This window comes from Amycolatopsis minnesotensis, from assembly GCF_039529815.1.
Lineage (GTDB): Bacteria > Actinomycetota > Actinomycetes > Mycobacteriales > Pseudonocardiaceae > Amycolatopsis > Amycolatopsis minnesotensis.
The window spans coordinates 289,109-310,030 of sequence record NZ_BAAANN010000004.1; the positions used below are offsets into that span (position 1 = coordinate 289,109).

At 71.8% G+C, this 20,922-nt stretch carries 21 protein-coding genes; 16 read left to right on the forward strand and 5 right to left on the reverse strand.

Features of this window, described 5'->3' with window-relative positions; genetic code table 11:
• Positions 1 to 16: 16 nt before the first annotated feature.
• Both ABD256_RS07045 and ABD256_RS07050 read left to right on the forward strand, forming a co-directional pair.
• Positions 17 to 2,491, forward strand: a complete 2,475-nt coding sequence (locus tag ABD256_RS07045; protein ID WP_344414747.1) for a UvrD-helicase domain-containing protein — start codon at positions 17 to 19, stop codon at positions 2,489 to 2,491.
• A 252-nt stretch (positions 2,492 to 2,743) separates the two neighbouring features.
• On the forward strand, positions 2,744 to 3,010 hold the full coding sequence (locus ABD256_RS07050) for a hypothetical protein (RefSeq protein WP_344414750.1): 267 nt from the start codon (positions 2,744 to 2,746) through the stop codon (positions 3,008 to 3,010).
• A 79-nt stretch (positions 3,011 to 3,089) separates the two neighbouring features.
• Here ABD256_RS07050 and ABD256_RS07055 read toward each other — a convergent pair whose 3' ends face one another.
• The gene (locus ABD256_RS07055) at positions 3,090 to 3,914 is read right to left on the reverse strand and encodes a M23 family metallopeptidase (RefSeq protein ID WP_344414752.1); all 825 of its coding nucleotides are present in this window, start codon (positions 3,912 to 3,914) and stop codon (positions 3,090 to 3,092) included.
• Positions 3,915 to 4,318: 404 nt separating this feature from the next.
• Between ABD256_RS07055 and ABD256_RS07060 the strand changes: the two genes are divergently transcribed.
• The 8 genes from ABD256_RS07060 to purH all read left to right on the forward strand — a co-directional run bounded on the left by ABD256_RS07060 (position 4,319) and on the right by purH (position 13,697).
• The gene (locus ABD256_RS07060; RefSeq protein WP_344414754.1) at positions 4,319 to 6,058 is read left to right on the forward strand and encodes a hypothetical protein; all 1,740 of its coding nucleotides are present in this window, start codon (positions 4,319 to 4,321) and stop codon (positions 6,056 to 6,058) included.
• Positions 6,055 to 6,429: a hypothetical protein gene (locus ABD256_RS07065; protein WP_344414756.1), complete on the forward strand. Its 375-nt coding sequence runs from the start codon at positions 6,055 to 6,057 to the stop codon at positions 6,427 to 6,429. Before ABD256_RS07060 ends, ABD256_RS07065 begins: the two co-directional genes overlap by 4 nt.
• A 202-nt stretch (positions 6,430 to 6,631) precedes the next feature.
• Positions 6,632 to 7,801: an ADP-forming succinate--CoA ligase subunit beta gene (sucC, locus tag ABD256_RS07070; protein WP_344414758.1), complete on the forward strand. Its 1,170-nt coding sequence runs from the start codon at positions 6,632 to 6,634 to the stop codon at positions 7,799 to 7,801.
• Position 7,802: 1 nt separating this feature from the next.
• The gene (gene sucD, locus ABD256_RS07075) at positions 7,803 to 8,693 is read left to right on the forward strand and encodes a succinate--CoA ligase subunit alpha (protein ID WP_344414761.1); all 891 of its coding nucleotides are present in this window, start codon (positions 7,803 to 7,805) and stop codon (positions 8,691 to 8,693) included.
• Positions 8,694 to 8,932: 239 nt separating this feature from the next.
• Positions 8,933 to 9,754, forward strand: a complete 822-nt coding sequence (locus ABD256_RS07080) for a DUF5336 domain-containing protein (RefSeq protein WP_344414763.1) — start codon at positions 8,933 to 8,935, stop codon at positions 9,752 to 9,754.
• A gap of 161 nt (positions 9,755 to 9,915) precedes the next feature.
• Positions 9,916 to 11,412: a cell division protein PerM gene (locus ABD256_RS07085; RefSeq protein ID WP_344414765.1), complete on the forward strand. Its 1,497-nt coding sequence runs from the start codon at positions 9,916 to 9,918 to the stop codon at positions 11,410 to 11,412.
• A gap of 93 nt (positions 11,413 to 11,505) precedes the next feature.
• A complete protein-coding gene (purN, locus tag ABD256_RS07090; RefSeq protein WP_344414767.1) occupies positions 11,506 to 12,123 on the forward strand; it encodes a phosphoribosylglycinamide formyltransferase in 618 nt (205 codons plus the stop codon).
• Positions 12,123 to 13,697: a bifunctional phosphoribosylaminoimidazolecarboxamide formyltransferase/IMP cyclohydrolase gene (purH, locus tag ABD256_RS07095; RefSeq protein ID WP_344414769.1), complete on the forward strand. Its 1,575-nt coding sequence runs from the start codon at positions 12,123 to 12,125 to the stop codon at positions 13,695 to 13,697. The genes purN and purH overlap by 1 nt, the downstream gene beginning before the upstream one ends.
• Positions 13,698 to 13,820: 123 nt before the next feature.
• Here purH and ABD256_RS07100 read toward each other — a convergent pair whose 3' ends face one another.
• Positions 13,821 to 14,753 (reverse strand): SDR family oxidoreductase, encoded by a 933-nt coding sequence (locus ABD256_RS07100; protein ID WP_344414771.1) that lies wholly within the window; start codon positions 14,751 to 14,753, stop codon positions 13,821 to 13,823.
• Positions 14,754 to 14,849: 96 nt separating this feature from the next.
• Between ABD256_RS07100 and ABD256_RS07105 the strand changes: the two genes are divergently transcribed.
• The 4 genes from ABD256_RS07105 to ABD256_RS07120 all read left to right on the forward strand — a co-directional run bounded on the left by ABD256_RS07105 (position 14,850) and on the right by ABD256_RS07120 (position 17,357).
• Positions 14,850 to 15,290, forward strand: a complete 441-nt coding sequence (locus tag ABD256_RS07105) for a helix-turn-helix domain-containing protein (RefSeq protein WP_344414773.1) — start codon at positions 14,850 to 14,852, stop codon at positions 15,288 to 15,290.
• Positions 15,287 to 16,132: an alpha/beta fold hydrolase gene (locus ABD256_RS07110; RefSeq protein ID WP_344414776.1), complete on the forward strand. Its 846-nt coding sequence runs from the start codon at positions 15,287 to 15,289 to the stop codon at positions 16,130 to 16,132. The genes ABD256_RS07105 and ABD256_RS07110 overlap by 4 nt, the downstream gene beginning before the upstream one ends.
• 373 nt (positions 16,133 to 16,505) lie before the next feature.
• The gene (locus tag ABD256_RS07115; RefSeq protein ID WP_344414778.1) at positions 16,506 to 16,772 is read left to right on the forward strand and encodes a hypothetical protein; all 267 of its coding nucleotides are present in this window, start codon (positions 16,506 to 16,508) and stop codon (positions 16,770 to 16,772) included.
• Positions 16,773 to 16,781: 9 nt separating this feature from the next.
• Positions 16,782 to 17,357 (forward strand): DUF1707 SHOCT-like domain-containing protein, encoded by a 576-nt coding sequence (locus ABD256_RS07120; RefSeq protein ID WP_344414780.1) that lies wholly within the window; start codon positions 16,782 to 16,784, stop codon positions 17,355 to 17,357.
• A 120-nt stretch (positions 17,358 to 17,477) separates the two neighbouring features.
• Here ABD256_RS07120 and ABD256_RS07125 read toward each other — a convergent pair whose 3' ends face one another.
• Positions 17,478 to 18,416 (reverse strand): LysR family transcriptional regulator, encoded by a 939-nt coding sequence (locus ABD256_RS07125; protein WP_344414782.1) that lies wholly within the window; start codon positions 18,414 to 18,416, stop codon positions 17,478 to 17,480.
• A 223-nt stretch (positions 18,417 to 18,639) separates the two neighbouring features.
• On the opposite strand from ABD256_RS07125, the gene ABD256_RS07130 reads away from it, so the two are divergent.
• Positions 18,640 to 18,801, forward strand: coding sequence for a hypothetical protein (locus ABD256_RS07130; RefSeq protein WP_344414784.1), 162 nt, complete (start codon positions 18,640 to 18,642; stop codon positions 18,799 to 18,801).
• An 8-nt stretch (positions 18,802 to 18,809) separates the two neighbouring features.
• A complete protein-coding gene (locus ABD256_RS07135) occupies positions 18,810 to 19,631 on the forward strand; it encodes an alpha/beta fold hydrolase (RefSeq protein ID WP_344414787.1) in 822 nt (273 codons plus the stop codon).
• Here the strand turns inward: ABD256_RS07135 and ABD256_RS07140 are convergent.
• Positions 19,592 to 20,101, reverse strand: a complete 510-nt coding sequence (locus ABD256_RS07140) for a GNAT family N-acetyltransferase (protein WP_344414789.1) — start codon at positions 20,099 to 20,101, stop codon at positions 19,592 to 19,594. The two genes, ABD256_RS07135 and ABD256_RS07140, sit on opposite strands and share 40 nt — an antisense overlap.
• Positions 20,098 to 20,913: an alpha/beta fold hydrolase gene (locus tag ABD256_RS07145; protein WP_344414791.1), complete on the reverse strand. Its 816-nt coding sequence runs from the start codon at positions 20,911 to 20,913 to the stop codon at positions 20,098 to 20,100. Before ABD256_RS07145 ends, ABD256_RS07140 begins: the two co-directional genes overlap by 4 nt.
• Between the last annotated feature and the right edge of the window lie 9 nt (positions 20,914 to 20,922).

Sequence of the window (20,922 nt, forward strand, 5' to 3'; positions counted from 1 at the left end):
GTAGCGTGAACACCCGATGGACACCCTCTTCGATCTCCCCGCCGAAACACCCGGAACCGTCCCCGGCCGCCATGCCGAGCTGCTCGAGGACCTGAACCCGGCCCAGCGGGACGCGGTCACCCACACCGGTGTCCCGCTGCTCGTGGTCGCGGGCGCGGGTTCCGGCAAGACGCGGGTGCTGACCAGGCGGATCGCGTACCTGCTCGGCGCGCGGGACGTGCACCCCGGCCAGATCATGGCGATCACCTTCACGAACAAGGCCGCGGCCGAGATGCGGGACAGGGTCAGCGAGCTGGTCGGCCGCCGGTCGAACGCGATGTGGGTGTCCACGTTCCACTCGATGTGCGTGCGGATCCTGCGCCGCGAGGCCAAGACGCTGGAGATGTCGTCGAGCTTCTCGATCTACGACTCCGACGACACCAAGCGCCTGATCACCCTGGTCGCGCGCGATCTCGACCTCGACCCGAAGCGGTACCCGGCGCGCACGCTCGCGGTGGGCATCTCGAACCTGAAGAACGAGCTGGTGGACGCCGACGGCGCCGCCTCGCGCGCGGCGAACGACCTGGAGCGCAGGGTCGCCGAGGTCTACGCCGAGTACCAGCGCAGGCTCGCGCAGGCCAACGCGATGGACTTCGACGACCTGATCATGCGCACGGTCGAGCTGCTGCAGGTGTTCCCCGACGTCGCCGAGTACTACCGGCGGCGGTTCCGGCACGTGCTGGTCGACGAGTACCAGGACACCAACCACGCGCAGTACACGCTGGTGCGGGAGCTGGCGGGCACGGAGACCAGCGGGACGGGCGTGCCGCCTGCCGAGCTGTGCGTCGTCGGTGACGCGGACCAGTCGATCTACGCCTTCCGCGGCGCGACCATCCGCAACATCGAGGAGTTCGAGCGCGATTTCCCGAACGCGCACACGATCCTGCTCGAACAGAACTACCGCTCGACGCAGACCATCCTGTCCGCGGCGAACGCGGTGATCGCGCGGAACCCGAACCGCAGGGACAAGCGGCTGTGGACCGATTCCGGCGACGGCGAGAAGATCGTCGGCTACGTCGCGGACAACGACCACGACGAAGCGGCCTTCGTCGCGAACGAGATCGACGCGCTGGCGGACCGCGGCGAGGCGAACTACGCCGACGTCGCGGTGTTCTACCGGACCAACAACCAGTCGCGCGTGTTCGAGGAGATCTTCATCCGGCTCGGCCTGCCGTACCGGGTGGTCGGCGGCGTGCGGTTCTACGAGCGGCGCGAGGTGCGGGACATGCTCGCCTACCTGCGCGTGCTGGCGAACCCGGAGGACACGGTCAGCCTGCGCCGGATCCTGAACGTGCCCAAGCGCGGCATCGGCGACCGCGCCGAAGCGGTCGTCGCGACGCACGCCGAGCGCGAGCGGATCTCGTTCGCGGCCGCGTTGCGCCAGGCGGCCGGCGGCGGGATCCCGCTGCTCAACCCGCGCTCGCAGAAGGCGATCGCCGGGTTCGTCGCGCTCTGGGACGACCTGCTGGAGCTGGTGGAACGCGGTGACGAGGTCGCCGACGTGCTGGAGGCGGTGCAGGAGCGCACCGGCTACCGCGCCGAGCTGGAGGAGTCGGACGACCCGCAGGACGCCTCGCGCGTCGAGAACCTCACGGAACTCGTGACCGTCGCGAGGGAGTTCACGGAGTTCGCCGTCGAGGTCGCGAACGCCGAAAGCGGCAGCCCCGAAGACACCGAAGACACCGACGGTGCCGAAGACGGCGCTGAAAGCGCGCCCCCGGCCGAAGACGCGGCGGCCGGGGTGCCGGCGGCCGGCTCGCTGCCCGCGTTCCTGGAGCGCGTCTCACTGGTCGCCGACGCGGACTCCATCCCGAGCCCCGATGGCGGCGAGGACGGCGAAGAGCAGGACGCCGGGGTGGTCACGCTGATGACGGTGCACACCGCGAAGGGCCTCGAGTACCCGGTCGTGTTCGGCACCGGCTGGGAGGACGGGGTGTTCCCGCACATGCGCGCGCTCGGCGACCCGGCGGAGCTGGCCGAAGAACGCAGGCTCGCCTACGTCGCCATCACGCGTGCGCGTCAGCGGCTGTACCTCTCGCGCGCGATGGTCCGGTCCGCGTGGGGGCAGCCGTCCTCGAACCCGCCGTCGCGGTTCTTCGACGAGATCCCCGCCGAGCTGCTCGACTGGCGTCGCGAGGAGCCGTCGTCGAGCGGTATGGGTGGCGGCTTCGGCTCGCCGCGCGCGGCGACCACCTGGGGCCGGAAGGCCGGCTTCGGCGAGTCGGCCCAGTCCGGGTTCGGCAGCCCGAAAACCTCGTTCAACAAGGGCTGGAAGGACACCGTCGCGCTCAAGCTCGACGTCGGGGACAGGGTCAGCCACGACAAGTACGGCCTTGGCACCGTGGTCTCCACCGACGGCACCGGCCCCCGCGCCACCGCGACGATCGACTTCGGCGGCTCCGGCAAGGTCCGGCTCATGCTGATCGGCAGCGTGCCGATGGTGAAGCTCTGACGAAGGCGGCCCGCGGCAGGGTTTTGAGCGAAATTGCCGGTGGGCGCGTTCGACGATAAGACCCCGCCACGTCGAAGAGGCGGAATTGCCCCTTGTTCGTACCTTCTCGTGCGGCCCATTCCGGGCTTCGGGTGATCGTCCCGGCACTGCCGCGCCCCGAAACTGTCGGACCACTCCGGTACAACGGTATCGAACACAAGTTCGAACTATGGGGTAAGCTGTCCTAGCGCCCCGGAGCGGGGAACAAACGGTGTGGCGTGGTGGTTTCGATACATCAGTAGCGGGGTACTGGAACGACTGGAGGACATCGCGGGGAGGGCGGCAGCGGATCGGGGTCCGCTCGCCGCCGAGGCGGCCACACTGGCCGCCGCGTGGACGTGCTTGCTGCGCCTGCACCGGCAGCAACCGGGGAAGCGGTGCGCACTCTGCGGCGGTGGCACGGGCACGCCCACCGAGCTGTGCAGCGCCTGGCAGGTGGCGGTGGCGTACTTGCTCCGCCGGATGCCGGAACGGCGCTGAGGGGACACTCGGGGAGTGTTCTCAGCGCCGTTGGCGAATGCCGGGAGAGGGCCCGGTAGAGGGCTTCGAGGGGAAGGAGTCAGAGCTTGACGCCGCGGGCCGCGAGCCACGGCTGCGGGTTGATCTTCTTGCCAGCCGGGGTCCACACCTCGAAGTGCACGTGCGGGCCGGTGGACTGGCCGCGGTTGCCGATCTCGGCGATCTTGTCGCCCGCTTCGACCTTCTGGCCCGCGCGCACCGAGAAGCTGTTCATGTGGCCGTAGACGTTGATCGTGCCGTCGTCGAGCTGGATCCGGACCCACAGGCCGAAACCGCTGGCGGGGCCGGCCTCGATCACGGTGCCGCCCATGGCGGCGACGATCGGGGTGCCGATGGAGTTCGCGATGTCCACGCCGAGGTGGCTCGTGCCCCACCGCGCGCCGAAGCCCGAGGTGAAGGTGCCCTGGGCGAACCGGACGCACTTGGGCTTGTTCTTCTCCGCCTCGGCGGCCTTGGCCGCGGCGTCGTCGCGCTCCTGGCGGGCCTGGGTGATGTGTTCGCTGTCGCTGAGCTTCTGCACCTCGGCGGAAGCGTCGCTGACGCGGGCCACCGGGAGCAGCTCGGGCGCACCCGCGGTGGCGTCGCCGCCGACTCCGAACGCCGCACTCGCGTCACGAGCGCTGGCCAGCGGCGTCACACCGCCGTGCGAATCGGTGGAGTCGGTCGCGGCGGCCTGCAGGGTCTGGCCTGCGGCCGCGGCGGCGAAGGCGCCGCAGGCGACCGCGGCGACCACGACGCGGCCACGAAGGGCGGAGGGGGGCGCGGGGAGCCGGTGCGTGCCCCGGACGCGGACAGCCGCACCGTCCAGTGCGTCATCCAGGTCCGGGGAAGGAGCTTGGCCGCCGGGGGAGCGGTGTCGAGCCAAGACAGGGCCTTCCGTTACTCGGGGAGTCGAACCACCAGACCCGGGCGGGGGATCCCGGTGAGCCGACCTCGGGGGTGGTTGGCTCGGTGCCTGCGTTCGTGATCCGACTGTAATGGGGGACCGGGGGACAGTAACGAAGGGGCACCGGTGTGAGCAAGAACAGGCACGTTTCTGGGCCGAACGGGGAGTCGTGACGGACGATCAACTACGGCGGTGACGTCGAAAAGAGCGCAAATTACTCCATTCGATGTGACCTGCATTACAGTCGCGCAACGACTTGCGGGCGGTGGCGTCGGCAGACTCTTGACCTCGGGTGGAGGGTCTCGCGGCGGTGCCGCCGCCCGTGCGCCGGGCGCGGGCGGTCTCGCGGCGGACCAGCGCGCCTCTTGCTAGCGTCGTCCGCGATGTCCTCGCTCACCTGGCCCTTCCGAGGGGCACCTTCGGAATCGGATCCCCGGTCACTGGACGCCGTCGGCCAGCGCGCGGAAAGGCTGCTGCTGTTCGCACTCGCCGGCGGTGCCGCGGGCGGGCTGCTCGAAGCGGCCGGTGGCGTGGTCCCCGCCGTCGACGGCGGTTCGCCCGGCTTCACCAGCGCGCCGGTGCTCGTGGTGCTCGCGCTGCTCGGTCCCGCGCTGGCCTGGGTGAACGCGCTGCGGGGGCGGCTGCCCGTGGCCGCGGGCCTGCTCGCCGGGGTGGCCGCGCTCGCCCCCGGCAGGCTGGTGCTCGACCTGCAGCTCGCCGCCGACCCGACGTTCGCCGCGCGGCCAGAGTTGTACCGGGCGACGAGCTTCGTGTTCCCCGCGCCCGGCGCCGGGCTGTGGCTGCTGGTCGCGGGGCACGGGGTGCTGCTGGTGGCCGGGGCGGTCGCGATGCGCGCGTCGAGCAGCCTCACCGATCCGGCAGGCGCCCCCGGCGCGCGGCCGTGGCTGCTGCCCGCGCTGCTCGCGGCGCTGGTCGCGGCGGTCGGGGTCACGATGGCGCCGTACCGGTCGGACGACCCGTTCCTGCCCGCGCCGAACGCGTTCGAAGGTCCCGTCGTCGCGATGGCCGCGTTCCTGCTGATCGCCTGCCTGACACCGCTGTCCGCCGCGATCTGCACCGGTTTCGGCACCGCCGAGGTCGGCCGCGGCGGCCTTCTCGGCCTCGCGGCCGCGCTCGCCGGGCTGGCCGTGCCGAGCCTGGTCGCCGGGTTCAGCGTGCCGTCGGCGGGGATTTCCGCGGGGCCGATCGTGACGCTGGCGGGGGCGGCGGCACTGGTCGCCGTCGCGCTCGTCGGCGACCGCGCGCCGTCCGCGGCACCGCCGGAAGAGGACGCTCCGGAGGCGGTGCTTCCCGGCGCGCGCAGGCTGAACTTCGTGACCGGCTGGCTCGCGCTGGTGACCGCGGCGTTCGCCGTGGCGGGCACCTTCACCCCCCAGGTGCTCACCGCCGCGGGCGCTCCGGCGGCGCAGAGCCCGGCGCGCTGGCTGCTGCTGTTCTCCGGCGTGGTCACCGGGCTCGCCGGGCTCGCGCTGCTCGTGCCCAGGATCGCCGCGACGGTCCGCCCGGCGATCTCGGTCTGTTCCCTCGGCGTGCCGTTCGCCGCGGTCGCGGTGTTCGGCACCGCGCGCTCGGCGTCGGAGATCGGCGGGCTGTCGGACGGGTCCGGCGTGGTGTGGACGTGGCTCGCGCTGGTCTTCGCCGTGGTCACCGCGTGCTGCTCGGTGGTGTCCGGGATGGTCGAGCGTGACGTGGATGACGCTGACGGCGACGCGGACGAGCGGCGCCCTGGCCCGGACGTGCTCGCCCCGCTGGCCGCGGCCGCCCTGCTCGCGGTCGTCGGCGCCGGGCTCCCGCCGATCGACGCCGACGGCTACCGGGCACCGGGGCTGTGGTCCAACTTCGGCACCGAGTCGTGGGGCATCCTCCTGATCTTGCTCGCGGTCGTCGGCGCCTGCGTGCTCGCGCCGCGGAGCAGGCCGTCGAGGGCGGCGGCCCTGCTCGTCGGCGCCGCCGCGGTGACCGCGGCCCGGCTCGTCGAACTCCCCGCGCTGGAAGGCGGCGTCGCGAACGCCACCGCGAGCACCGGGTGGTGGCTGACGCTCGCGAGCACGGTGGGGCTGCTGGTGGCGGCGGTGCTCGCGGTGGCCCGGAAGCGGTCGTGAACCGCCAGGTCACCAGGGTGGTGCTCGCGGTCATGGGCGACGGCGACGCCGGTCTGGCCACCGCGTTCGCGAGGGTTCTGCGCGACGCGGGTGCCGAGGTGGTCTTCGCCGGAGTGCTGGCGACGGTCGCGGACGTCATCGCGACGGCCGGGCAAGAGGATCCCCGCGCGCTGGCCGTCACCGGCGCACGAGAGGAAGACGTCGTCGCGCTCGCCGCGGAAGGCGTGCCGCTCTTCGTCTTCGGCGAGCCGTCACCGCCCGTAGTGCCCGACGGCGTCGCGGTGGTGGGACCCGAGTGGGACGAAGCCGCCGAAGCGGTGCTCAGTGCGCGGTTTCACACCGCGGAAGCACCGTCTGACCGCGCACGGTGACGGACTTCACCGGATGCGGAGTGCCCGACCTCTCCGCAGGTCGCTAGGGTCGTTTGCGTCGCAGAGCGGGAGCTGTCGCGCGCTGGCCACCAGCAGGTGCGCAGACGCCCGCGGTCAAAGCACCGTGACATCAGAAGCACAGTTGGTTCAGCAGCACAGTGGTTTCAAAAACACAGTGGCGTGTCGTCAGGAGACTGGAGTAGTGGACCTCTACGAGTACCAGGCGAGGGATCTCTTCGCCGCCCACGGAGTGCCGGTTCTGCCCGGCGCCGTGGCGAACAATCCGGAAGAAGCCAAGGCCGAGGCCGCCAGGATCGGTGGCCAGGTCGTCGTCAAGGCGCAGGTGAAGGTCGGTGGCCGCGGCAAGGCCGGTGGCGTGAAGCTGGCCCAGACCCCTGACGAGGCGAAGGAGAAGGCGGAAGCCATCCTCGGGCTCGACATCAAGGGGCACATCGTGCACCGGGTGCTGGTGGCCGAGGCCTCCGACATCGCCGAGGAGTACTACTTCTCCTTCCTGCTGGACCGCGCGAACCGCACGTTCCTCGCGATGGCGTCCGCCGAGGGCGGCGTCGAGATCGAGCAGCTCGCGGTCGAGCGCCCCGACGCGCTGGCCAAGATCGCCATCGACCCGATCGCGGGTGTCGACAAGGCGAAGGCCACCGAGATCCTGACCGCGGGCAAGTTCCCGGCGGAGGTCGTCGACGAGGCCGCCGACGTCGTGGTGAAGCTGTGGGAAGCCTTCGTCGCCGAGGACGCCACCCTCGTCGAGGTCAACCCGCTGGTGCGCGACCCGCAGGACAAGATCATCGCCCTCGACGGCAAGGTCACCCTCGACGAGAACGCCGGGTTCCGCCAGCCGGGCCACGAGGTGCTCGTCGACAAGCAGGCCGAGGACCCGCTGGAGGCCAAGGCCAAGGCGAAGGACCTCAACTACGTCAAGCTCGACGGCCAGGTCGGCATCATCGGCAACGGCGCGGGGCTCGTCATGTCCACTTTGGACGTCGTCGCGTACGCGGGTGAGAAGCACAACGGCGTGAAGCCCGCCAACTTCCTCGACATCGGCGGCGGCGCCTCGGCGGAGGTGATGGCGGCCGGGCTGGACGTCATCCTGCACGACGCCGACGTCAAGAGCGTGTTCGTCAACGTGTTCGGCGGCATCACCGCGTGCGACGCGGTCGCCACCGGCATCGTCGAGGCGCTGAAGATCCTCGGCGACGAGGCCACCAAGCCGCTCGTCGTGCGGCTCGACGGCAACAACGTGGTGGAGGGCCGCCAGATCCTGGCCGACGCCAACCACCCGCTGGTCACCGTCGTGGACACCATGGACAACGCGGCCGACAAGGCCGCCGAGCTCGCTGCGGCAGGTGCGTGACATGTCGATCTTCCTGACCGAGAACAGCAAGGTCATCGTCCAGGGCATCACCGGGTCCGAGGGCACCAAGCACGCGACCAAGATGCTGAAGTCCGGCACCGACATCGTCGGCGGCGTGAACGCCCGCAAGGCGGGGCAGACCGTCACCATCGAGGGCAAGGACCTCACCGTCTTCGGCACCGTCGAAGAGGCGATGAAGGAGACCGGCGCCGACGTGTCGGTCATCTTCGTGCCGCCGAAGTTCGCCAAGGACGCGGTCATCGAGGCGGTCGACGCCGAGATCCCGCTCGCGGTGGTGATCACCGAGGGCATCCCGGTGCACGACTCGGCGTACTTCTGGGCCCACGCGGGCGCGAAGGGCAACAAGACCCGGATCATCGGGCCGAACTGCCCCGGCGTGATCAGCCCCGGCAAGTCCAACGCGGGCATCATCCCCGCCGACATCACCGGCCCCGGCAAGATCGGCCTGGTGTCGAAGTCCGGCACGCTGACCTACCAGATGATGTACGAGCTGCGGGACATCGGCTTCTCCACCGCGGTCGGCATCGGCGGCGACCCGGTCATCGGCACCACGCACATCGACGCGCTCGCGGCGTTCCAGGACGACCCCGAGACCGAGGTCATCGTGATGATCGGCGAGATCGGCGGCGACGCCGAGGAGCGGGCCGCGGACTACATCAAGGCCAACGTCACCAAGCCGGTCGTCGGCTACGTGGCGGGCTTCACCGCGCCGGAGGGCAAGACGATGGGCCACGCCGGCGCCATCGTCTCCGGCTCGTCCGGCACCGCCGCGGCGAAGAAGGAGGCCCTCGAGGCCGCGGGCGTCAAGGTCGGCAAGACCCCGACCGAGACCGCCAACCTCGCGCGGGAGCTGTACCAGGGCCTGCACTGAGCGGGTTCGAGCTGAACGGCTGACGGGCCGGGCACCCATCGGGTGCCCGGCCCGTTGTCGTTGGTGAGTGGCCAGTTCGGCCGCCGACGCAACCGTTTGCGGTCCCGGCACGTCGGTTACTCGCAGAGGGCGCGGTGCGCTAGCTTTCCGGTGCGCGCCGACCTCGTATTCGTTTCCGACGGCCACATGGCAGAGCTGGCATCGGTCCAGCGAGTTCCTCGAATGACAGGAGAGCACGGATGTCCTTCCCCAGCGGGCCCGGTTACCCCCAGCAGGGTGGTGGCGCGCAACCCGGCCCCCAGGCCCCCGGCACCGGCGGGTTCGGCCAGGCGGGCCCGGCGCAGCAACCTCCGGCGCCGCCCGCGCCGTCGCAGGCGAGCGCGGGGATCCCGATGAACCCGGGCGTGCTCGCCGCGCTCGTCACCACCGTGCTCGGGGTGGTGGCCTACTTCCTCAGCTTCTCCAGCGAGGCTTCCGGCACCAGCATGGTCGTCACGCTGCTGCTCGTCGGCGGCCTGCTCGCCGCGCTGCGGCTGCTGCCGAACGGCCCGAAGGCGCTGCCGTTCGCCACGGTGATCAGCGTGGCCGGTGGGCTGCTCGGCGTCTCCACGGTGGTCGGCGCGCCCGCCGACTCCACCGTGCCCGGCATCGTGGTCGTGCTGCTGATCGTCGGCATCCTGCAGCTGCTCGCCGCGGTGGCGGCCCTGCTGTTCGAGTACAAGCTGCTCAAGGTGCCCGCCCCGAAACCGCAGCAGCCGCAGCAGCAGGCGTACGGCCAGGGGTTCGCGCCGCAGCAGCACCAGCAGCAGAACCAGCAGTTCCCGCAGGGCCAGACGACGCAGTACCCGCAGCCGCAGCAGGGCCCGAACGAGGGTGGCGGGTTCGCCCAGCCGACGAAGTACGGCCCGCCGGTGACGCCGCCGGGTTCGGCTCCGCAGCAGCCGCCCCAGCCGCAGGCCACCACCTACGCGCCGCAGCAGGGCCAGTTCTACCAGCAGCCCAGCGGCGAGGGTGAGCAGAAGCCCGGCACTCCGCCGGGAGGCTTCGGCCAGCCCAGCTGACCCTCCGGCTCAGGCACGGAAACGCCCGCGGTGACCCTCGGTGTCACCGCGGGCGTTTTTGTCATGCGGCTGACTCGACCGGGTGGGGATGGGCGCACCTGGCGCGGAAAAACCGGCGTGGCTCACCCGGACGGCCCAACGCGAATGCGATGGTTTTGATCATGCTGCTCGCCACGTCTGAACGCCAGGAGGGGGACGAGCTGCCGCCGGAGCCCGGCGACGGCGACGCGCTCACGGGCGCGGCGCGCACGCGGGCCGTGCTGGCAGCCGCCCTGTCTCCGCTGGTCACCGGGTACCTGGTGGTCGCGGCGCTGCTCGCGCTGGTCACCGCGATCGCCTCGCAGGCGCAGTTCAGCACCACCGGCGTGCTGTTCGCCGCGGCGCCGGCGTGGCTCGCGGCGTACCAGGTGCCGGTGGAGATCGCGGGCCAGCAGCTCGGCGTGCTGCCCCTGCTCGCGACGATCGGCGTGTGCCTGCTGGTGGCGCGCGCCGCGGGCAACGCCGCCCAGCGCCTCGGCTACCGCGAGCCCGGTCGCGCGGTGCCGCTGGTCGCGGTGATCGCGGGCGCGCACGCGGTGGCGGGCACGGTCGTCGCCGTCGTGGTCACCAGCCCCCAGCTCGACGTCGAACCGCTCCCGGCGTTCGGCGCGCCCGCGCTGCTGTCCGCGCTCAGCGCCGTCGCCGGTGTCGCGCCCCGGTGCGGCGCACGGCGGGTGCTGCACGCCTACCTCGACCCGATCGCGATCCGCGGCCTCCGCGCGGGTGCGCTCGGCCTGGCCGGGCTGGTGCTGTGCGGCGCGGTCGTGTTCACGGTTTCGTCGCTGCTGAGCTTTTCGACGATGCGCGAGCTGTTCGCCGCGGGCGGGCCGGGTTTCGGCAGCGGCGCCGGGATGACGCTGCTGTCGCTCGGGTACCTGCCCAACGCGGTTGTCGGCGGCCTCGGGTTCGCGGCCGGGCCGGGCTTCTCGATCGGCGGCGCCACCGTGTCGGCGTTCGGCTACACCGGCGGCCCGGTGCCCGCGCTGCCGTTGCTGGCAGGCGTGCCGGAGAGCCAGGCCGGGTGGTGGCCGGTGTTCCTGCTGCTGCCCCTAGCCGTCGGCGCGCTGGTCGGCTGGACGCTGCGGGCGATCGATCCCGATCCGGTGGTGCGGCTGCGCACGGTGGCGGTCGCGGGCGCGCTCGTCGGGTTCGGCTGCGTGCTCCTGTGCACCTTCGCGGGCGGGAGGCTGGGCGGCGGCGCTTTCGACCCCGTTTCGATGTCGGCGGTCACGGTCTCGCTGGCGGCGTTCTGCTGGATCGTGATCCCGGGCGGGTTCGTCGCCTGGCTGGCCGGGCCGAGCGCGCCGGAGCCCGCCGCCGAAGAGCCCGCCGCCGAAGAGGCCGTCGCCGCAGTTCCCGCCGAGGAGCCGGTCGAAGCGCCTGCGGAGGAAGCCGTCGAGGAGTCGTTCGACGAGGCCCACGAAGAGCCGTTCGCCGAATCCGAGGACACCTGGGACGACCTGGAAGACCTCGAAGCCGGGATGGCCGAAGAGGAAGAAGAGCCCGAACCAGCGGAAACCGGCGAAGGTGCCGGAGACCACAGCGAGCCGGAGCCGGAGGCCGCGACGGCGGAACACGGGCAGGACCGGGCTGATCCCGAGGTCGAGCCGGAAAAGTGACCGGCAGCGCCCGCTTCGGGTGCGCTCGCTGGCCGCGTCTACGCTGAACACCCCCAGGTGGATCGCGCCAAGGAGACCATTCTGTCCAGTCGGTTGGACCTGCCCACGCCGGTCAAGCTCGTGGTGCTCGCGTCCGGTTCCGGGACGCTGCTGCAGGCCGTGCTCGACGCCGCGCGCAAGCCCGGGTACCCGGCGAGGGTCGTCGCCGTGGGCACCGACCGCACCGGGATCGAGGCGCTGGACCGAGCGGAGCGCGCGAGCGCACCGCACTTCACGGTGCGCCTGTCGGACCATCCCGACCGTGCGGCCTGGGACGAGGCGCTGACCGAGGCGGTCGCCGTCTACCGGCCCGATCTGGTGGTGTCCGCGGGGTTCATGAAGATCCTCGGCCCCGGCTTCCTCGCCCGGTTCTCCAACCGGGTGCTCAACACGCATCCCGCGCTGCTGCCCGCGTTCCCCGGCATGCACGCGGTGGCGGACGCGCTCGAACTCGGCGTGAAGGTGACCGGCTCGACCGTCCACTTCGTGGACGCGGGCGTCGACACCGGGCCGATCATCGCGCAGGAGGCGGTGCCGGTCGAGGCCGACGACGACGAGGCGCGGCTGCACGAACGGATCAAGGCGGTCGAGCGCCGCCTGCTGGTCGAGGTGATCGAACGGCTCGGCCGCGGCGGGTGCACTGTGGACGGACGAAAGGTGAGTTTCAGGTGATGGGATCCACGGAGTCCACTTCGGACGGCCGGCGGCCGGTGCGCCGCGCGCTGATCGGCGTGTCGGACAAGACGGGCCTGCTCGAGCTCGCGACCGGGCTGCACGCGGCCGGGGTCGAGATCGTCTCCACCGGCGGCACCGCGAAGGTGATCGCGGACGCGGGCGTGCCGGTGACGCCGGTCGAGGAGGTCACCGGGTTCCCGGAGTCGCTCGACGGCAGGGTCAAGACGCTGCACCCCCGCGTGCACGCCGGCCTGCTCGCCGACCGCGACCGGCCGGAGCACGTCGAGCAGCTGCGCCAGCTCGACATCGCGCCGTTCGACCTGCTCGTGGTGAACCTGTACCCGTTCCGGCAGACGGTGGCGTCCGGGGCGAGCCCCGAGGACTGCGTCGAGAACATCGACATCGGCGGGCCCGCGATGGTGCGCGCGGCGGCGAAGAACCACGGCAGCGTCGCGGTCGTGGTGGACCCCGCGCGGTACGAGTGGGTGCTTTCGTCCGTGCGCGACGGCGGTTTCGCGCTGGCGGACCGGAAACGGCTCGCTGCCCAGGCCTACGCGCACACCGCGAGCTACGACGTCGCGGTCGCCGCGTGGTTCGCCAACGTCTACGCCCCCGCGGACGACTCCGGGTTCCCCGAGTTCACCGGCGGCGCGTGGGAGCGCGGCGAAATCCTCCGCTACGGCGAGAACCCGCACCAGCGGGCCGCGGTCTACAAGCACTGGCGCGGCGGGCTCGCGCACGCCGAGCAACTGCACGGCAAAGCCATGTCGTACAACAACTACGTCGACACCGACGCCGCGCGGCGGGCGGCCTACGACTTCAGCGAGCCCGCGGTCGCGATCATCAAGCACGCGAACCCGTGCGGTATCGCGGTCGGCGCGGACGTCGCCGAAGCGCACCGCAAGGCGCACGCGTGCGACCCGGTCTCGGCCTACGGCGGCGTGATCGCCAGCAACCGGCCGGTCACGCGCGAAGCGGCGGAGCAGATCGCGGAGGTGTTCACCGAGGTCGTGCTCGCGCCCGAGTTCGACGCCGACGCGCTGGAAGTGCTGCGCCGCAAGAAGAACGTGCGGCTGCTGCGCCTCGCGCCGCTCGCCGACGCCGATCCGATCGAGTTCCGGCCGATCTCCGGCGGCATGCTGGTGCAGACCGTCGACACGATCGAGGCGCCCGGTGACGACCCGGCGAACTGGCAGCTCGCGACCGGCGAAGCGGCCGACGAGGCGACGCTGGCGGATCTCCGGTTCGCGTGGCGCGCGGTGCGGGCGGTGAAGTCGAACGCGATCCTGCTCGCGCACGACCTCGCGACCGTCGGCGCCGGGATGGGCCAGGTCAACCGGGTCGACTCGTCGCGGCTCGCCGTGCAGCGCGCCGGGGACAGGGCCAAGGGCTCGGTCGCCGCGTCCGACGCGTTCTTCCCGTTCCCCGACGGGCTGCAGGTGCTGCTCGACGCGGGCGTGCGCGCGGTGGTGCAGCCGGGGGGCTCGGTGCGGGACGCCGAAGTGATCGCGGCCGCCGAGGAAGCGGGCGTCACCCTGTACCTCACCGGCACCCGCCACTTCGCCCACTGACCCCCGTCACCCTGAGCGACCCCTGGCCTGGTCGCGGAGTGCGTTTAGCCCGCTAAACGCACTCCGCGACCAAGCTGGAAGGTCCGGAATGGGGGGAATGGGCGGATTGGGGTGTGAAGGCGGCTACGGTGCGTGTGTGCCCCAGGAGTCGGGCTGGGTGCCGTCGATATCGGTGAAGCCGTAGGTCCTGGCGAGGTCGGCGGCGGTGACCGACCGCTGGTTCCAGCGCGCGCGGTCCTGGTCGGCGGCGAGCGAGGCGACGGCCCTGCCGACGTAGCGGGGTGATTCGGACTGGGCGAATCCCGGCGGCGCGGTGGGGTTGCCGTCGGCGCGGTCCTGGTCGAGCGCGTCGCGCCAGTGGGGTTCGGCGACGCCGAAGTTGTCGAGCATCATCTCCGAACGCAGCCAGCCCGGCGTGATGGCGACGGCGGTCGCGCCGTGCGGTTCGAGCTCGTGCCCTTGGGAGAAGGCGAGCCGGTTCACCGCGACCTTCGCCAGGTCGTAGAACACCGAGATCCGGTACTCGGCCGCGTTGAACTCGGTGGTGCCGTCGGTGATCTCGGCGAGCAGGCCGCCCCGGCGGCGGATCAGCAGCGGCAGCAGGTGGTGGGAGGTGATCAGGTGGGTGTCCACGGCGAGCCGGAGGATGCGCAGGCCGGTGTCGAGATCGTGCTCCCAGATCGGGGTGTTCCAGTCGGCGGGGCCGCCCTTGAGCACCTCGGCGCCCCAGATGTCGTTGACCAGCACGTCGATCCCGCCGTGCTCGGCGTCGATCCGCTCGGCGAGGCGGCGCACCTGGGCCGGGTCGAGGTGGTCGACCGGGACGGCGATGCCGGTGCCGCCGAGTCCGGTGACCAGGTCGGCGGTCCCTTCGATCGTCTCGGCGCGGTCGTAGTCCGACGGGATCGCGCCGGTGACGCTGCTGCGCCCGGTGCAGATCACGGTGGCGCCGGCTTCGCCGAGCGCGGCGGCGATACCGCGCCCGGCGCCCCTGGTCGCGCCCGCGACCACCGCCACCCGGCCTCGCAGTGCCTCAGGATCAGGTGCCCAGGTCATCGGGCGAGTATGCGCGACCGGAACCTCGGCGAGCTACCCGATGCACTGATCTGTACCTAAACTTCCTCATTTGAGGTAACTTGGATGCTGTTACGGATGGATGAGGAAGGGCCGATGCTGGAGCTGTACTCGGTGGAGCAGGTGGCCGATCTCCTCGGCCTGCACGTCCGCACGGTCCGGGGCTACGTGCGGGACGGAAAGCTGCCCGCCACCCGCATCGGCAAGCAGTACCGGATCGCGCGCCACGACCTCGAGGAGTTCACCGGCGGTGCGCTGCCGGGGCCGGTTCAGCGGCACCGGCGGGTCGAGGTGACCAGCGTCGTGCAGGTCGACGCGGTCGATCCCGACACCGCGAGCCGGATCGGCATGACGGTGGTGGGCATGCTGAACGGCCGGGACTCGGGCGACGCGCGGATCCGGGTCGAGACGGCCTACGACGCCGAACGCGCCTGCCTGAAGATCGTGCTGATCGGGGACACGGACGACACCGCCGAGCTGCTGCGGCTCGTCGGAGCGATGGCCAGGGGAGATCGATGACCGAGAACTACCGGAGCGCGCTGGGCAAGCGCATCGTCGAACAGCGCTATCGCGCGCTGCTCGACACGTGGCCGGTCGAGAAGACCGAGCTGCGCGTCCCGACGAGGGAAGGCGAGACGTTCGTCGTCGCGAGCGGCCCGGAGGACGCGCCGCCGGTGATCGCCCTGCAGGGATCGGGCGCCAACGCGGCGATGTGGCTGCCGTCCATCGCCGTGCTTTCCGCGCGGTTGCGGGTGTACGCGGTCGACGTGATCGGCGAGCCCGGGTTCAGCGCGCCCTCGCGCCCGGAACTGGGTTCCGAGGCGTACGCGTGGTGGCTCGACGACGTGCTGCGCGAGCTGGGGCTGAGCGAGGCGGCCTTCCTCGGCGTTTCGCTGGGCGGCTGGTTCGCGATCGACTACGCGTCGCGAAGGCCGGACGCGGTGACCCGGCTCGTGCTGCAGACGCCGAGCGGGATCGGCAGGCAGAAGCTCGGCGTGCTGTTCAAGGCGATCGCGTTGCGCCCCTTCGGTGACTGGGGAGCGCGCAAGCTGCTGCGCGGTGTCGCGGGCGTGGACGTGCCGGCGGGTGACGAGCTGGTCGACCTGATGCTGAGCGTGGGCAAGCAGTTCCAGTACCGGATGGGCACGATCCCGATCTTTTCCGACGAAACGCTGGCCGGCCTGAAGATGCCGGTGTTCGTGGAGGTCGGCGGTAAGGATTCGATGATCGACACCCACGCCACCCAGCGGCGGGTCGAGGCGAACGCGCCGAACGCGTTGGTGCGGATGCTGCCGGAGGCGGGGCACCTCCCGCTGAAACCGTCGCGGCCGTTGCTGAAGTTCCTCGGCGGTGCCCCGTGACGGCCCGGCGCGGCGGATGATCGAGGTCGGGCACGCCTGACCACGTCAGCAAGGACGCCGTCCCGAAAGCGCGGCACCGTCAGGCAAGGCGGCTGCGGCTGATCGGCGAGGCGCTCGACACCGGGCGCGAGGTCGCGGTCGACAACACCAATCCCTCGGCGGAGGAGTGGCAGCCGATCATGGCGGCGGACCGGGAGCGCGGAGCGGGGGTCGTCGGCTACTGGTTCCCGCCGGACCTCGCCGGGGCGCGGGCGCGTGACGCCGTACGGGACACCGAAACCCGAGTGCCCGACGTGGGGCTATGCCACCCTGAAGCGCCTGCGGCGGGCCGACGGGTGCGGCAAGCCGTTCGACGCGGGGGTTCTCCCGGTCGATGGCGGAGACCGCGCAGGCACTGCTGACCGAGTTCGGCGCCCGCTACGCCTATGCCGAGAGCGACGAGATCTCCGTCGTGCTCGACCCCGGCCACGGCATGTTCGGGCGCAGTGTGTGGAGAAGATCGTTTCGATTTCGGCTGGCGTCACCTCCGCCGTGTTCACCCACGCCGCCGGGCAGCCGGCCCAGTTCGGATGCCGAGGTCACCGCCACCAGGCGGGATGACGCAGGCGAGCCCGCTTCGGGCGGCGATTCCGCTGGGTAGGCTTGCGGTATGACCGAAGAAGGCGGTGTACCGACGGGGCCGGTCGCGCCCGGGGACTTCCGGGTGTCCGATGTGGACCGTGCGAGGGCGGCGGCGCTGCTCGAAGAGGCGGTGGGTCAGGGCATGATCACCCTGGCCGAGTTCGAAGAGCGCGCCGGGATCGCGATGGCCGCGCGGGTTCGCCGCGAGCTGGAATCGGTGCTCGCGGACCTCCCGGTGGGCGAGGCCGCCGCCGTCGAGGAGGCGCCGCTGGAGCTGAGCGCGGGGATGGGTGAGGTGAAGCGGACCGGTCGCTGGGTCGTGCCGCGCCGGATCACCGCGCGGTGCTCGATGGGCAACGTCAAGCTCGACTTCACCGAAGCCGACTGCAGGCACAGTGAAGTCGGGCTCGAGGTGCACTGCGGGTGGGGCACCGTGACCGTGATCGTGCCGAAGGGCTGGACCGTGCTGACGGAGTCGATCTCGGTCGGGTCCGGCGATTTCGTCAACAAGGCGACCGGGCCGGGCAGCCACGGCAAGCCGGTGCTGCGGGTGAGCGGCAAGGTGACCGCGGGCACGATCAAGCTCAAGCACCCGCGACGCTGAGCGGCCAGGATCCGCTTCGCGCGCCGGAATTGTCGGTGCGCCGCGGTAGTGTTGAAATCAGGGGCTCCCCTGAAGCGGGTGTACGAAGGGTGGACCTCGTGTGGGGGCGAAGGGCACCCCTCACCGGCGGTGCCGGTAGGCCGTGCGGGCGGCGCGCGGGAGCCACGAGCCGTCGCCGGGCGGGGCGAAGACCTCGTCCAGGTGGGCGATCAGCTCGGGCAGGCCGTGGTGGCGGTCGCCGGTCCGCCAGACCAGTGAGTGCGGGTAGTACGGCATCGGGCCCGCCACCGGGATCCGCCTCAGGTCGTGGTCCTGCGGCCAGACGATGCTGGTCCGGTCGCCGACGAAGGTGAGCGTGGTCGCCGATTCGGCGACCACGTCGAGCAGCGCCTCGATGCCGAAATCGGGGCCGGTCGCGTCGACGGTGATGCCGAAGTCCTCGGACAGTTCGCGGTAGAAGTCCTCCCATTCGCTGCCGCCCGCGATACCGGGCATCCAGACCCGGAACGGCGCGAGCTCGGCCATCCGGACCGATCTGGCCGCGGCCAGCGGATGCCGGTTGCCGACCACGACCTGAACCGGGTCGAGGTAGGCGAACGCGTGCTCCAGCCCGGCGCCGACCGGCTCGCGCAGGTAGGCGAACCCGGCGTCGATCTCGCCGTCCCGCAGCGCGCGCGTCATGTCGTCGGCGTTCGCCAGCGTCACCGTTTCGACCGGAAGATCGGGGTGCCCGCGGCGGAACTCGCGCAGGATGTCCGCCGTGCAGACGCGGCGGTGCCGCACGTCGACGCGCAGTGGCCGGGTTTCCGGCCGCACCGAGCCGATCGCGTCCTCGACCGCGGTCAGCACCGCCCGCGCGCGGGGCAGGAACGTCCGCCCGTCCGCGGTCAGCGCCGCGCCCGTGGCGACGCGGGCGAACAACGCGGTGCCGAGATCGGTTTCCAGCGCGGCGATCCGCTTCGACACGGCTTGCTGGCTGATGCCGATCTGATCGGCGGCGAGCCGGAACTGCCCCTCCTCGGCGACCGCGACGAACGCGCGCAGGCCGTCGAAGTTCATGACCGCGACCCTAACATCGCACAACAAACGGTTGTCGTACCTGACTTCGATGCGCGGAACGGCCGAGTGTGGCGTGCGCACGAACAACCCCGAATTGTGCACTGCTCGGGCACGGGTGCGTGCCCTACCCGGAGGCGGTGGTACTCCGGCGTGAGCGCGGCCGCCGCGATCCCCAGCGCGCTGGAACCGGGCGCACCATCGGTGCGGCTGCATATCGTCCACTGTGGACGAACTGCGCACGGCGTGCGGCATGGAGTTGCGGCGCCACCCGTCGAAACCGTTCGCCGACGGCGTGTGCTCCGGCGGTTCGACGCACCTCGGCTCGACCGTGACGGCCACCGCGGACATCGTGCGCTGGTTCACCGGCCGGTTCCCACCGGGATAATCGGCGGGATGGGGATCTGTGCCGACGACGGACAGCGGCTGTGGGCGGTGGAGCGCGGTGCCGGGGCACCGGTGGTGTGCTGCCACGGCGGGCCGGGGCTGTGGGACATGTTCGAGGACGTGACATTGCCGGGCCGGGTGATCCGCTGGGACCAGCGCGGCTGCGGCCGGTCGGCGCCCGGCGGCCCGTATTCGCTGGCACGGACCGTCGACGACCTGGACGCGGTGCGGCGCGCCTTCGGGCTGGAGCGGATGGCCCTGTTCGGGCATTCGTGGGGCGCGCAGGTCGCGCTGCGGTACGCGCTGGACCATCCGGAGCGGGTGACCGAGCTGGTCTACGTTTCCGGCGTCGGGCTCGGCGGAAGCTGGCACGCGGAGTTCCTGGAGAACTTCCTCGCCAGGCTGGGCGCGGACCGTCCGCGCTGGGAGGAACTGCGAACGCGCGAGCGGACCCCGGACGAGGATCGTGAGCTGGCGGTGCTGCAGTGGACGACGGACTTCGCCGACACCTCCCGCGCCCGCGAGCACGCCGAGGGCATGGCGACGCCGTGGTTCGAGGTCAACTACGAGTGCAACGCGGCGATCGCGGCGGAGGAGCCGCGGGTCTGGCGGGAACCCGAGCTGGTGGCGGAATGCCGTGCGCTCACCGTTCCGGTGCTGCTGGTGGACGGCGCCGCCGACATTCGGCCGCGGCGGGCGGTGGATTCCCTGGCGGCGGCGCTGCCTTCGGTGGACCGGGTGGTGCTGCCGGGGGTGGGGCACGTGCCGTGGCTGGAGGCGCCGCGGGAGTTCTACGCCGCGGTTTCCGGGTTCTTGACGAGGACGACGTAGGGATCGCCGTCGGCGTAGGGCCGCCTGGTGAGTCCCGCTCGTTCGGCCACGGTGATGGCGGCGGCGTTACCGGGCCTCGTTTCGACCATGACTGGCCATTGTGGACGGATCTCGGCGGCGAGCGCGAGCGCTTCGCGGGCCATTTCGGTGGCGAGGCCCCTGCCGTGGAGCGCCGGGTCGATGCGGTAGTAGAGGTTCCAGTGCGGGCCGTGGTCGCCGGTGATCAGCCGGATGCCGCCGAAACCCGCGATCCGGCCCTCGTGGAGCATCGTCCAGTAGCCGAGTTCGCCCGCTTCCCACACCTCGACGAAGGCGTTCAGGTACTTCGCGGAGGTTTCGCGCGAGGGTGGATCGCGCGGTGGCTCTTCCTCGCGCCGGATGGCGATTTCGAGCGCGTGGAAGGCGTCGAGATCGGTCCGCTCGGCGCGGCGCAGCCGGAGCCGCGCGGTGGTCCGCTCGTACGCGGTCATCGGCGCGCCGCCAGGAAGTCCTCGATCAGGGCGTTGACCTCGGCGGGGCTTTCCAGCGCGGCGAGGTGCGCGGTGCGGGGCAGCACCTCGAACCGCGCGCCGGGGATGGCCTCGGCCATCGCGCGCGTTTCGGCGACCGGGAAGGTCGCGTCCTCCTCGCCCGCGACGACCAGCACCGGCGTGCGGATGCCACCGAACAGCGCGCGCTGATCGGGGCGCCGCGGCACCACGCTCGTGACCGCCCACGAGGCCGACCGCGGGTCGGCGCGTTCCGCCGACGCCTTGATCGCGGCCACCACGTCGGGCTTCTCGCGCCGGGTGGTCGGCCCGGTGAACGCGGTCACCACCGATCTCGTCAGCGGCGGCCGGATCCCGCCGAGCAGCTTCGCCACCCGCGTCAGCAGCGGGTATTCGAGCCGCTGCCGCAGCCCGGCCGGGGACGCCGTGCAGTTCATCAGCACCGCCGTGCGCACCCGCTCGGGATGGCGCGCCGCGAAGGTGCCGCCGATCATGCCGCCCCACGAGTTGCCCACGAAGTCGGCCGCGGTGAGATCGAGCCCGTCGAGGATGTCGACGACGCAGCGCGCGCACTCGTCGAAGGAGAACCCGCGCGTCAACGGTTCGCTCGCGCCGTGCCCCGGCGGGTCGACGAGCACGACCCGGCGGCCGGTGCCGAAGTGGCCGGCCTGCGCCGCCCACAGCGAACCGTCCATCAGCAGGCTCGGCCAGAAGAGCATCGCCGGGCCTTCCCCGCCCACGCGCACCCTGATCCTGCCGAGCACCGTCGGCACGTCGCGATCGGTCAGCTCCATGCGCGGAGT

What these genes read in the sequence shown, in the direction of transcription:
- ABD256_RS07080 (WP_344414763.1), top strand. Translation starts at nt 8,933, where the DNA reads ATGTCCTTCCCCAGCGGGCCCGGTTACCCCCAGCAGGGTGGTGGCGCG.
- ABD256_RS07060 (WP_344414754.1), top strand. Translation starts at nt 4,319, where the DNA reads ATGTCCTCGCTCACCTGGCCCTTCCGAGGGGCACCTTCGGAATCGGAT.
- ABD256_RS07045 (WP_344414747.1), top strand. Translation starts at nt 17, where the DNA reads ATGGACACCCTCTTCGATCTCCCCGCCGAAACACCCGGAACCGTCCCC.
- ABD256_RS07145 (WP_344414791.1), bottom strand. Translation starts at nt 20,913, where the DNA reads ATGGAGCTGACCGATCGCGACGTGCCGACGGTGCTCGGCAGGATCAGG.
- ABD256_RS07110 (WP_344414776.1), top strand. Translation starts at nt 15,287, where the DNA reads ATGACCGAGAACTACCGGAGCGCGCTGGGCAAGCGCATCGTCGAACAG.
- ABD256_RS07140 (WP_344414789.1), bottom strand. Translation starts at nt 20,101, where the DNA reads ATGACCGCGTACGAGCGGACCACCGCGCGGCTCCGGCTGCGCCGCGCC.
- ABD256_RS07085 (WP_344414765.1), top strand. Translation starts at nt 9,916, where the DNA reads ATGCTGCTCGCCACGTCTGAACGCCAGGAGGGGGACGAGCTGCCGCCG.
- ABD256_RS07105 (WP_344414773.1), top strand. Translation starts at nt 14,850, where the DNA reads ATGGATGAGGAAGGGCCGATGCTGGAGCTGTACTCGGTGGAGCAGGTG.
- sucD (WP_344414761.1), top strand. Translation starts at nt 7,803, where the DNA reads ATGTCGATCTTCCTGACCGAGAACAGCAAGGTCATCGTCCAGGGCATC.
- ABD256_RS07115 (WP_344414778.1), top strand. Translation starts at nt 16,506, where the DNA reads ATGGCGGAGACCGCGCAGGCACTGCTGACCGAGTTCGGCGCCCGCTAC.
- ABD256_RS07100 (WP_344414771.1), bottom strand. Translation starts at nt 14,753, where the DNA reads ATGACCTGGGCACCTGATCCTGAGGCACTGCGAGGCCGGGTGGCGGTG.
- purH (WP_344414769.1), top strand. Translation starts at nt 12,123, where the DNA reads ATGGGATCCACGGAGTCCACTTCGGACGGCCGGCGGCCGGTGCGCCGC.
- ABD256_RS07125 (WP_344414782.1), bottom strand. Translation starts at nt 18,416, where the DNA reads ATGAACTTCGACGGCCTGCGCGCGTTCGTCGCGGTCGCCGAGGAGGGG.
- ABD256_RS07135 (WP_344414787.1), top strand. Translation starts at nt 18,810, where the DNA reads ATGGGGATCTGTGCCGACGACGGACAGCGGCTGTGGGCGGTGGAGCGC.
- ABD256_RS07120 (WP_344414780.1), top strand. Translation starts at nt 16,782, where the DNA reads ATGACCGAAGAAGGCGGTGTACCGACGGGGCCGGTCGCGCCCGGGGAC.